Origin of the sequence: Rickettsia asiatica (assembly GCF_007989425.1) — a bacterium.
Classification (GTDB): Bacteria; Pseudomonadota; Alphaproteobacteria; order Rickettsiales; family Rickettsiaceae; genus Rickettsia; species Rickettsia helvetica.
In genome coordinates this window covers 1291540-1303263 of the sequence record NZ_AP019563.1, presented here as the reverse complement: position 1 = coordinate 1303263, position 11724 = coordinate 1291540, and the positions used below count along the sequence as shown (strand labels likewise).

Below are 11724 nucleotides of genomic sequence, written 5' to 3'. Positions count from 1 at the left end.
ATAAGTGAAGTTTTTGAAATACCAAACGGTGAAAGCAAGGTTTTACCCCATTGTTGTTGTGCTCCTTGCGTTGGTCCTTTAATGGAAAAAATGATCGATACCAGTATTAAGTTTACGCTTTTTTTCTACAATCCTAATATTCATCCTAAAAAAGAATATGAGCTTCGTAAAAACGAAAATATTAAGTTTGCCGAGAAGCATAATATAGAATTTATCGATGTGGATTACGATCCGCAAAATTGGTTTAGAAGAGCTAAAGGGATGGAGTTTGAGCCTGAGAGAGGTAAATACTGCACAATGTGTTTTGATATGCGTTTCGAGCGTACGGCTTTATATGCTTATGAAAACGGCTTTAAGGTTATAACTAGTTCGCTTGGTATTTCTAGATGGAAAGATATGAACCAAATTAATGAATCAGGGATTAGAGCTGCATCTCATTATGAGGAGGTAACTTATTGGACTTATAATTGGCGTAAAGACGGCGGTGCTAGTAGGATGTACGAAATCGCTAAAGAAGAGCATTTTTATAAGCAAGAATTTTGCAGTTGTGTTTATTATTCTTTCCGTGATACTAACGATTGGCGAGTAGCAAACGATCGCCCTAAGATCGAGATCGGCAAGGAGTATTATTAGGATCTCAAATTAATAAAAAAACATTTTATTTTTTTGAATCTTTATATTATAATAATCTAGACAATCTAGCTATATGAGGATTTTATATGAATAAATGGCAGTTACACGAAGCAAAGAATAAGTTAAGTAATATTATTGATATTGCAATGCATGGTACCCCTCAATGTATTACAAAAAGAGGTGAAGAAGCAGTTGTAATTATTAGTATAAAAAACTATAAGCAATTTACTAAACAAAAGCTCAGTTTTAGTGAGTATTTATTAAGTGCTCCTGATTTTAATAAGTTGGATATTCAAAGAACAAAAGGCAAAGCTAGAGAATTTGAGTTATGAAATATTTAGTAGATACTAATTCTATATCAGAATTATATAAAAAAAGCCCTGATAGTAGAGTAATACAATGGTTTTTAAGTATTGGTTTTAGTCAGCTATATTTAAGTTGTATAACTATAGGTGAAATAAAAAAAGGGATATTAAAGTTAGCCAAGAAAGATAAAATAGCAAGTCTAAAATTAGAAAAATGGCTAGAAGGGATAATAGTAAATTACAATGAAAGAATTCTTAATATTGACAAAGAAACTTGTGAAGAATGGGGCGAATTAATGAGCATAGATAGTACGCATGGGATTGATACCTTAATAGCTGCACAAGCAAAACAAAAAAATATGATACTCGTTACTAGAAATACTAAGCATTATGATATGTTTAATATAAAGATATTTAATCCTTTTATTGATCTGTAATAATCTATTTTTTTATGAAAAAACTATCATTTCAACAAATTATACTAACCTTACAAAATTACTGGCAGGATTACGGTTGTGCAATTTTGCAGCCTTACGATGCACATGTTGGAGCAGGTACGTTTCACCCTGCAACTGTGCTTCGCTGCCTTGGTACCAAACCTTGGTCTGTTGCATATGTTCAGCCATCAAGAAGACCAGGGGATAGCAGGTACGGCATGCATCCTAACAGAATGCAACATTATTATCAATTCCAGGTTATCTTAAAACCGTCGCCGGATAATATTCAAGATTTATATCTTAAAAGTTTAGAATGTTTAGGCATAGATTTAAAAATTCATGATATCAGATTTGTTGAAGATGATTGGGAGTCGCCAACCTTAGGTGCTGCAGGGCTTGGTTGGGAAGTATGGTGTAATGGCATGGAGGTATCGCAGTTTACTTATATGCAGCAAATCGGCGGTATTGAATGTAGACCCGTTGCTGGTGAAATTACTTATGGGTTAGAGCGGCTTGCATTATATATTCAAGGTGTCGATGAAGTAAAAGAGCTTGATTGGAACGGGCAAGTAGGAGAAAAAGCTTTAAAATACGGTGAAGTGGATTTTGAAGCTGAACGGCAATTTTCAAAATATAATTTAGAGCTTGCCGATAGTGCGATGTTACTGCGGCATTTCAAGGATAGCGAAGAACAGTGTGAGAGATTAATCAAAGCTAATTTACCTATGCCGGCTTATGATGAATGCCTTAAGGCAAGTCATGCATTTAATCAATTAAATGCGTTAGGCGTGATTAGTGTAACTGAGCGTGCTTCTTATGTTTTAAGGGTGCGTCATTTAGCAAAAATTTGCTGCACAAAATGGTTGGAGATGAACGGGTGAGTGAATTATTATTAGAATTGTTTAGTGAAGAAATACCTGCATTAATGCAAAAAAATGCTGAAGAGGGTTATTTAGACATATTCACGAAAATTTTTGAAGAAAACGAAATATTTGCAAAAGTACAAGTATTTGTAGGACCTCGTAGAATAACGCTACATGCTGCCCACTTGCCGAAAGTAACGCTGCCGAAAAAAACGGAAATTAAAGGACCTAGCTTAGATGCTCCGGAAGCTGCTATTAACGGCTTTTGTAAAGCTCATAATGTTAGTAAATTAGAGCTTTCTACTAAATTAATTAATAATCAGTTATATTATTTCTTTGTCAAAAAAACAGAAGAAAGAGAAATAAAAGAGATTTTGCTGGAGATTATTATAGAGGCTATTAATAAATATAGCTGGGCAAAATCGATGTTTTGGGGCAATTACAAAATAAAATGGATCAGACCGCTACGAAATATTTTATGTATATTTGACGGCACAGTACTACCACTGCAATTTGGGCATTTAACCGCTGATAATATTACGTACGGGCATCGCCTAACTGATAATAAAAAATTAGAAGTAATAGATTTTGAAGATTATAAAAGTAAGCTTTCAGAAAATCATGTTATTTTAGAAAGAACAAAGAGAGAAGAAATAATTAAAACCGGTTTACTGGAACTAGCAAGTTCTCATGATTTAATTATAAAAGAAGATAATCGTTTAATTGAAGAAGTAGCAGGGCTTAATGAATTTCCTGTTGTGCTACTTGGAAAAATCCCGCAAAAATTTTTAGAGTTACCTAAAGAAGTACTTATTTCTTCGATGCGTACACATCAGAAATATTTTTGTTTATTTGATAAAACAGAAAATTTCGCATCGTATTTTCTCTTTGTCAGTAATGGTAGATTTGCAAATACTGAACTAGTTATTCAAGGTAACGAAAAAGTACTATCGGCACGTCTTTCGGATGCTTTATATTTTTATAAGCAGGATATAGCTAAAACTTTAGAATCAAGATTAGGCAAATTAGAAGCTGTAACATTTCATGCAGAACTTGGTAACTTAAGAGAAAAAGTTGAGCGTATAATAAAAATTTGTAATTATATTTCTCCTGAAAATAAGCCTTTAAAAGTAGCAGCGAAGCTTTGCAAAAGCGATCTTGTTTCTGAGATGGTCGGGGAGTTTCCTGATCTGCAGGGAATTATGGGTTATTATTATGCAAAGCATGAAGGGCTAAATGAAGAAATAGCCACTGCAATTAGAGACCATTATAAACCGCAAGGTTTGAGCGACAATGTACCAAGCGGAAATGCTGCTTTGCTTGCTTTAGCCGATAAGCTAGATAGTTTAGTAGGTTTGATGATAGCAGGAGAAGCCCCAACAGGTTCAGGTGATCCATATGCCTTAAGACGTCAAGCTCTTGGTATAATAAGAATAATAATTGAAAATAAATTAGAGATAAATTTAAATGATTTAATTAATTTTTCTATAAACTTATATAAAGATTCATCTGATGAAAATAAGAATTTAATAATATCTTTTTTTGAAGAAAGAGCAAAATTTTACTTTAAAAATGACTATGATATTGCGTTAATTAATGCAGTTCTTGACTTAAATTTAGTAGATACAAAATTTAAGCTTGATGCGTTAAAAGAATTTTTAATAGAAGACGCAGGCAAGCAATTATTAAATGCTTACAAACGAGCTAGCAATATAATCAGTGATCAGAAAATTACCGGCTTAGTTGATGTGAGTCTCTTTAGCATACAGCCTGAAAAAGAATTATTTGAAGTAATCCAAAAAATTTCTCCGCAAATTATAGATAGTATAGCTGATAAAGATTATGATAAAGCTTTAAATTTATTATCATCTCTATTAACTCCGATTACTAGCTTTTTTGATAATGTACTTGTTAATGATCCTGATCCAAAAATCGCAGGAAATCGTTTATCGTTATTACAGAATATTTGCGAGTTATTTGATAAAGTAGCTAAGTTTAACCGCTTATGATCAAACTTTCCTATGTCATTCCCGTGAAAGCGGGAATGACATAGGAAAGCAGATATATAACAAAACAAAAATAACTAAACTAATGATAAGTAAAGCAGTTCAATTTATAAAATCCGGCAAGGTAGTTATTTTCCCAACTGAAACAGTCTATGGAATTGGAGCCGATGCTACTAATAATGAAGCTTGTTTAAAGATTTTTCAGTTTAAAAATCGTCCTGCTATTAATCCGCTTATCGTGCATGTCTCCTCCATAGAGCAAGCAAAAGAAATAGGGAAGTTTAACGATTTAGCTACAAAAATAGCAGAAAAATTTTGGTCAGGACCATTATCTATAGTTGTACCTTTAAAAGAGAATACAAATATTGCCTCGGCAGTGACTGCAGGGCTTAATACAATAGCAATTCGGATGCCATCTTATCCGCTAGCATTAGAGCTTATCAACCAATCAGGCGTACCTATTGCTGCCCCAAGTGCTAACCCCTCAAACTATATTAGTCCGACTAACGTCCAGCATGTCACGAAACATTTTAAGGATAATGAAGAAATCTTTATTTTAGCACCTGAAATCTATCAGTCTGAATATGGTTTAGAGTCAATGATAATTGATACTACAACGACTAACCCTACTATTCTTAGAGAAGGGTTTATAACCGCTGAAATTTTAGAAGAAGTACTGGGGGTAAAAATTTTAAAAGCATCAGAGACGAATGATATAAAAGCTCCAGGCATGCTTGCAAAACACTATTCGCCGAATACGCCAGTTAGATTAAATGCTACAAATTTAGAGGATAAAGAAGTCGGTTTAAATTTTGGCAATAGCAATCTTACGGGAAGATTTTCATTAAATTTAAGTGCCAAAGGTGATCTTATAGAAGCTGCTGCAAATCTTTATGCATATTTAAGAATACTTGACGATTATGCTGCCGCTCATGATGTAAGAGGTATAGCAGTTGCTCCTATACCTCAAGTGAATATAGGGGCTGCAATTAATGATCGCCTAAAACGTGCCGCAAAATCATAAATTTCGGCGTTCTATTTGCCTTAATAGCTTTTTGATGATATTTGGTCATTACATAATTATCATGTGGCTTTAAATAATCATCTTTATTCATAATTTCAAAACTACCGTTTTGCTTTATTAGCTCTATTGCTTCATAAAAATAATTTTCGATATCAGAAGTAAATACTAAATTACCGTTATCTTTTAGCTTATCTTGCAAAATCTTAAGACGTTCCTTATTGAAAATGCGTTTCTTTTTTTGCTTATTTTTTATCCATGGATCAGGAAATAAAATATAAATTCCATCTAAACTATTATTTGGTAAATCGTTTAATATTAAATCTAAATTATTAGGAAATAATAAAAAATTCGTGATATTCTGCTCGCTCGCAAGTTTTAAAACATTTGCAACGCCGTTTAAATATACCTCTACGCCGATAAAAAGTGCATCAGGATTTAATCTTGCTTTATTAATGAAATGCTCACCCATACCAAAGCCTATCTCAAGAAATACTTTATGTTTTTCGCTTTCAAGCTTTTCCTTTGAAAATAAATATTTCGGTAGTTCGTTATCTAATAAATTTTGTTGCACTCCTGACAAACTTTTACCGATACGTCTTGCGTATGAACGATTTAAATTAATAGGCGATATTTCTATTACTCTGTTGTGCGACTGCAAATCTTGATAAATATTGTCAATATCATAGCCATAATCTAAAAAAAGCTTGCTAACTTTTTCTGCTTGATTAAAGCCTATTTCTAATACCAACTTACCGTTTGGTTTTAAGAATTGTTTGGCATTTTCAGCGATGAGAAAGTAAGCTTGCAGCCCGTCTTCTTCAGCAAATAAAGCAATAGACGGTTCATAATTGATTGTTTCAATTGCCATCTCTGATTTTTCGCTGTGAGATATATAGGGTGGGTTGCTAACGATAAAATCAAACTTCTGATTCTCAATATTAGACATCTTTCCAAACTTCGCTTCTAGAGGTAATTTATATGTCGATCCGGTACTCGAATCCTCACGTATGTCTATATACGCTGTGGTTCGAGGTGAAGTGTCTCCTTTAAATTCCTCTCTATAAGCTGGTTTGGAAAGATGTCTATTCTCAAACCAATCACTGTGAATAATCTGAATTCGATCCGTTACGTGATGTTTTACGGCATTACTTTTAGCAACTTCTATTGCATCAAGACTTATATCGGTTGCTACTGCCTTAGCGTTTGGTAGTTCACATAATAAGCTGATAGCAATGCAACCGCTACCTGTACCGAGTTCTAGGATACTTAAGAATTTGTCATTGTGAGAAGACGCCATAGGCGTCGACGAAGCAATCTCAGGCAAAATTCCTGAGATTGCCACGCTCCTTTTAGTCGCTCGCAATGACGGTTTGAGTAACCCTAGAACTATCTCCACCAAAACTTCAGTATCGCTTCTTGGAATTAATACATGTTTATTAACGATAAATTCACGTGAGTAAAATTCTTTAACACCTGTAATATACGCTATAGGTTCATGCTTTAATCTTCTTTCTAACAGTTTTTCAAAAGCTTCTATCTCGGCTTCATTTAACTGTTCATCAAGATTAATGAGCAAATACTCAATAGGTTTATTTATAACATGCTGTAGTAAAATTCGTGCTTCTAATTGCGGTGAATTGATGCCTATTTTATTTAATTTATCTGTAGCATTACTAAGAATTTGCTTTATGGAACATTGCATGGAAAGTTAAATATTAAATTATTGATTTAATACCTGATTTTGAATAGCTTGCTGCTAAATTTCTGTCTAATGTTGCAATATCTGCTTCTAAACGCGTTGCTAATTCAAGATAACAAGCATCATAAGAAGTTAGATTATATTCAGTAGTTAGGTTAGTTATAATATATAATGACTCCGGAGTAGAACAAAATTTATCAACATTAATAGGTAATATATTAAGTAATCTTATATAATCATTATAATCATTTTTGTTTATTCTGTTTCTTTTTAAAGCAATATTAAGAGTATTACTACATTCTAAATAAAATATAGCAGGTACATATGCCGTATATATATTTTCTACTATTTGGTTATAAATTTTATTATTTTTTTGTGTTGATTCATCAGGTAAAATAGATGACATAATAAAAGAACAATCTACAACTAAATTCATCTTCTACCCAAGTTTTTCATTTCTAAAATATCATCTACCGTACCCAATGGTGCACGTTTTTTAAGTTCGGCAAATTCTTGAAATACATTAGAAAATTTATTTTGATAATATTTATTTATAGGGATTATAACCGCTACTTTTCTACCTCTATTAGTAATACATAATTCTTCTCCTGCTTCTACCTCTTTTATTAATTCCGGTAGGTGAGTTTTTGTTTTAAACATTCCTATTGTTTTCATAAATAGCTCATTATACTAGTTTATTAAACTAGTATAATACTTTTAAAAATAAAATCAAATTATATTTCTATAATTTTTTGTATATCCTTTGGCAGCTCACAAGAAAATTCCATAATCTCATTACTAGTCGGATGAGTAAAACTTAAATACCAAGAATGCAGGGCTTGGCGTTTAAAATCAATTAATTTTGCTTTTAGTTCAGGGGAGGAATGAGCAATTTTTCGGTCGTTATTGCCATAAGTTTGATCGCCGACTACCGAATGCTTTAAATGGCTTAGTTGTACCCTGATTTGATGGGTTCTACCTGTACTAAGCTTGCATTCTACCATACTAATAGTACCACCGTAAAACAATTCTAGAGTTTTATAATGTGTCACGGCTTCTTTGCCGCCATATTTTAATACGGTCATTTTTTGACGATCGCTTCGGCTGCGACCTATATTATTTTTAATTATTCCTTCTAGCGGGTTAATTACTCCCCAGACTAACGCTTTATATTTTCGTATTACCTGCCTTTGCTCTATCTGATTTGCAAGCAACATATGGGCTTTATTATTTTTAGCAACCACCATCAAACCCGTAGTATCTTTATCTAAACGATGCACTATCCCGGGTCTTTCTGATGAGCCGATATCCGATAAATTCTTCGTATGATAAAGTAAAGCATTAACAAGCGTATCATCATGATGCCCTGCCCCTGGATGTACCGTCATACCTGTAGCTTTGTTAATTACTATCAAATCCTCATCTTCGTAAATTATATCAAGTGCTATATTTGCTGCTGCAATTTTTAGCTCTTTAGGTTCTTTAAAAGAAAATAATATAATATCATTCTCCTTGACCAAAACATCAGGATCAGAAATAATTACATCATTAACTTGTACGCAAGAACTTTTAATAGCTTTTTGGATTTGATTTCTAGAGACATTTTCAAGAAGCGGTGATAAAGCTTTATCAAGCCTTATGTTATTTAGTTCGTTTGGTACATGATATGTTAACATATGTTATTTTAAGATAATGAATAATACGCTTAAATGGTTAAGTGCAATCGGTGTTGAATATTATTGCTGCGAACATCCACCGAAATTAAAGGTATATAATAATACTGAACTAACTGAAAAACCACAAGTAAAACTTATGCCTACAAAAGAAGCTGCATTCAATATGAATGATAAAGTTCATGATAATATAACCTTAGCAAGATCTCTTGCCGATAAAGCTAATAATATCGAAGAACTAAAAGAATCTCTACTAAATTTTAATGGTTGTGAACTTAAGAAATTTGCTACTAATACGGTTTTCGGTGACGGTAATCTGGAAGCTAAAATTATGTTAATAGGTGAAGCTCCCGGAAGTACTGAAGATTTGAAAGGAATACCTTTTTGCGGTGAAAGCGGCAATTTACTTGATAATATGTTGCATGCTATCGGAATTTCACGAAAAAATAATGCTTATATTACGAATACGGTATTTTGGCGTCCTCCTGCTAATAGACAGCCGACGCTCGAAGAGGTCGATATTTGTAGACCTTTCGTTGAGAAGCATATTGCTCTTATTAATCCCAAGCTAATTATTCTAGTCGGTAGCACGGCTGCAACTAGCTTACTTGGAAAAAATTCGGGTATTACTAAAATTAGACAAGAATATTATTTTTATACCAATAAATATCTATCTGCCTCTATTCAAACTACGGCAATCTTCCACCCTGCTTATCTACTACGCCAACCTATGCAAAAACGTACCTCTTGGTATGATTTACTCAAGATTAAGGAGTATCTTATGAATAATAGACTTCTTGCATAACTTGTACATTAATCTAGTACTTGCAGCTTCACGTACTTTTCAAAATAATTTTCTACTGGACAATTAGTCGTATTTATGCGACAACATAATGATCTCTGGTTAAGATTAATATGCAAAAAACTAAACAAATACAATTTTTTATAACAGAAAATGGTAAATCTTATATTAAAGATTGGTTAGAAAAATTAGATATCAAGACGCATAGTAGAATTCTTAATAGATTAGTTCAACTAGAATATGGAATTTTTATGGTGATTATAAACAGATAAAAGGAAGACTATATGAGCTTAGGTTTTTCTTTGGCAAAGGTTATAGAATATATTTTACTGAAAAAGATAATAAAATTATTCTGCTATTAAATGCAGGTAATAAAGATATGCAAGGCAAAGATATTAAAAAAGCCTTGGAAATAATAGAAGAAGTTTATAAACGAAATTGAGGGTGTTATATGGAAAAGTTTACAGATTATTTAAAAGAAAAATTGCAAAATGAGGAAATATTAGCAGGGTATATTAATGAAGCGTTAGAGCAATATTTCATGGATCATAATAAGGAGCTATTTTTGGCTACTTTAAAAGAAGCCATTATAGCAAGAGGAGGTATAGCAAAAATCTCTAAAGAAGCTCATATAAATAGACAACATATATATAAAATGTTATCTAGCAAAGGTAATCCAAGTTTCGACAATATAGGATCTTTATTAAATGCTTTAGGCTTACAGTTGAAAGTAGAAGTATGTGCGTTTTAAATTTTCATTAACCTTGCAAGCTGAGCAAGATATCAAAGAAAATTTTTAAATCCTCATAAATCATAATTCATTTCTAATTTCATTAAATTAGGGTTATACTTACTGATGTATAAAAATAAGGTATATCCATATGACCAATGAAAATAATAATGATTCAAAATTTGCTGAATTAAAAATCAGAGGAAAAATATTTAAATTACCTATACTTAAAGCAAGTATCGGTGAGGATGTAATCGATATAAGTAGGGTATCTGCGGAAGCCGATTGCTTTACTTACGACCCGGGCTTTATGTCTACTGCTTCTTGTCAGTCTACTATCACCTATATAGACGGTGATAAAGGAATCTTGCGGCATCGAGGATATGATATTAAAGATTTAGCTGAGAAAAGTGATTTTTTAGAAGTGGCATATTTACTGATTTATGGGGAACTACCAAGTAGTGAGCAGTATAATAATTTCACTAAACAGGTTGCTCATCATTCATTAGTGAATGAAAGATTACACTATTTATTTCAAACCTTTTGTAGCTCTTCTCATCCTATGGCTATTATGCTTGCGGCTGTCGGTTCTCTTTCGGCATTTTATCCTGATTTATTGAATTGTAAGGAAGCAGACTACAAACTTACTGCTATTAGAATGATTGCTAAGATACCTACCATCGCCGCAATGTCTTATAAATATTCTATAGGACAACCGTTTATTTATCCTGATAATTCGTTAGATTTTACCGAAAATTTTCTGCATATGATGTTTGCAATGCCTTGTACGAAATATAAAGTAAATCCAATAATAAAAAATGCTCTTAATAAGATATTTATCCTACATGCCGATCATGAGCAGAATGCTTCTACTTCAACAGTCCGAATTGCCGGCTCATCCGGAGCTAACCCTTTTGCTTGTATTAGTACGGGTATTGCATCACTTTGGGGACCTGCTCACGGCGGGGCTAATGAAGCGGTAATAAATATGCTTAAAGAAATCGGTAGTTCTGAGAATATCCCTAAATATATAGCTAAAGCTAAGGATAAAAATGATCCATTTAGGTTAATAGGCTTCGGTCATCGTGTATATAAAAACTACGATCCACGTGCCGCAGTACTTAAAGAAACTTGTAAGGAAGTATTAAAGGAACTCGGACAGCTAGAAAACAATCCGCTCTTACAAATAGCAATAGAACTTGAAGCTATCGCTCTTAAAGATGAATATTTTATTGAGAGAAAATTATATCCAAATGTTGATTTTTATTCGGGTATTATCTATAAAGCTATGGGTATACCGTCGCAAATGTTCACGGTACTTTTTGCAATAGCACGAACCATAGGCTGGATGGCACAATGGAAAGAAATGCACGAAGACCCTGAACAAAAAATCAGCAGACCGAGACAGCTTTACACCGGTTATGTACATAGAGAGTATAAGGTAATTGAGGAGAGGTAGAGTAATTTGTGAGTAGTAGTTGTGATTTTGTCATACCGTGGCTTGACCACGGTATCTAGAAAAGTAGTTCAAGGTGTACATTTTTTGATATTT

At 32.9% G+C, this 11724-nt stretch carries 14 protein-coding genes; 10 read left to right on the top strand and 4 right to left on the bottom strand.

Translation table 11 applies throughout. The features are described 5' to 3' along the window. The 6 genes from RAS_RS07665 to RAS_RS07640 all read left to right on the top strand — a co-directional run bounded on the left by RAS_RS07665 (position 1) and on the right by RAS_RS07640 (position 5268). Positions 1-633: an epoxyqueuosine reductase QueH gene (locus tag RAS_RS07665; protein ID WP_147143736.1), complete on the top strand. Its 633-nt coding sequence runs from the start codon at positions 1-3 to the stop codon at positions 631-633. Positions 634-719: 86 nt separating this feature from the next. Further along, the gene (locus tag RAS_RS07660; RefSeq protein ID WP_147143732.1) at positions 720-965 is read left to right on the top strand and encodes a type II toxin-antitoxin system Phd/YefM family antitoxin; all 246 of its coding nucleotides are present in this window, start codon (positions 720-722) and stop codon (positions 963-965) included. Further along, entirely contained in the window at positions 962-1375 is a 414-nt protein-coding gene (locus RAS_RS07655; RefSeq protein ID WP_010420923.1) for a type II toxin-antitoxin system VapC family toxin, read from the top strand. Before RAS_RS07660 ends, RAS_RS07655 begins: the two co-directional genes overlap by 4 nt. Positions 1376-1389: 14 nt before the next feature. Next, positions 1390-2256, top strand: coding sequence for a glycine--tRNA ligase subunit alpha (locus RAS_RS07650; protein ID WP_147143728.1), 867 nt, complete (start codon positions 1390-1392; stop codon positions 2254-2256). Continuing rightward, positions 2253-4247 (top strand): glycine--tRNA ligase subunit beta, encoded by a 1995-nt coding sequence (glyS, locus tag RAS_RS07645; RefSeq protein ID WP_147143725.1) that lies wholly within the window; start codon positions 2253-2255, stop codon positions 4245-4247. Before RAS_RS07650 ends, glyS begins: the two co-directional genes overlap by 4 nt. A gap of 70 nt (positions 4248-4317) precedes the next feature. After that, positions 4318-5268, top strand: coding sequence for an L-threonylcarbamoyladenylate synthase (locus tag RAS_RS07640; protein WP_269473028.1), 951 nt, complete (start codon positions 4318-4320; stop codon positions 5266-5268). On the opposite strand, the gene trmB is transcribed toward RAS_RS07640, so the two are convergent. From trmB to RAS_RS07620, 4 genes are read right to left on the bottom strand one after another with little or no spacing between them, the layout of a single operon-like run. After that, positions 5234-6970, bottom strand: coding sequence for a bifunctional peptide chain release factor N(5)-glutamine methyltransferase PrmC/tRNA (guanosine(46)-N7)-methyltransferase TrmB (gene trmB / locus RAS_RS07635; protein WP_147143719.1), 1737 nt, complete (start codon positions 6968-6970; stop codon positions 5234-5236). The genes RAS_RS07640 and trmB overlap by 35 nt on opposite strands. A gap of 13 nt (positions 6971-6983) precedes the next feature. Then, on the bottom strand, positions 6984-7403 hold the full coding sequence (locus tag RAS_RS07630; protein WP_147143716.1) for a type II toxin-antitoxin system VapC family toxin: 420 nt from the start codon (positions 7401-7403) through the stop codon (positions 6984-6986). Beyond that, positions 7400-7642, bottom strand: coding sequence for a type II toxin-antitoxin system Phd/YefM family antitoxin (locus RAS_RS07625; protein WP_010420935.1), 243 nt, complete (start codon positions 7640-7642; stop codon positions 7400-7402). The genes RAS_RS07630 and RAS_RS07625 overlap by 4 nt, the downstream gene beginning before the upstream one ends. A gap of 59 nt (positions 7643-7701) precedes the next feature. Beyond that, positions 7702-8643 carry an RluA family pseudouridine synthase gene (locus tag RAS_RS07620; protein ID WP_147143713.1) on the bottom strand — a complete coding sequence of 314 codons (942 nt, stop codon included), beginning with the start codon at positions 8641-8643 and terminating at the stop codon, positions 7702-7704. A gap of 16 nt (positions 8644-8659) precedes the next feature. On the opposite strand from RAS_RS07620, the gene RAS_RS07615 reads away from it, so the two are divergent. From RAS_RS07615 to RAS_RS07600, 4 genes are all read left to right on the top strand, one after another. Further along, positions 8660-9445: a uracil-DNA glycosylase family protein gene (locus RAS_RS07615; RefSeq protein WP_147143710.1), complete on the top strand. Its 786-nt coding sequence runs from the start codon at positions 8660-8662 to the stop codon at positions 9443-9445. A gap of 220 nt (positions 9446-9665) precedes the next feature. After that, positions 9666-9884 carry a type II toxin-antitoxin system RelE/ParE family toxin gene (locus tag RAS_RS10320; protein ID WP_332094823.1) on the top strand — a complete coding sequence of 73 codons (219 nt, stop codon included), beginning with the start codon at positions 9666-9668 and terminating at the stop codon, positions 9882-9884. Between the two features lie 9 nt (positions 9885-9893). Then, on the top strand, positions 9894-10193 hold the full coding sequence (locus RAS_RS09135; RefSeq protein WP_147143707.1) for a helix-turn-helix domain-containing transcriptional regulator: 300 nt from the start codon (positions 9894-9896) through the stop codon (positions 10191-10193). A gap of 130 nt (positions 10194-10323) precedes the next feature. Next, positions 10324-11631 carry a citrate synthase gene (locus tag RAS_RS07600; RefSeq protein WP_147143704.1) on the top strand — a complete coding sequence of 436 codons (1308 nt, stop codon included), beginning with the start codon at positions 10324-10326 and terminating at the stop codon, positions 11629-11631. Positions 11632-11724 lie beyond the last annotated feature (93 nt).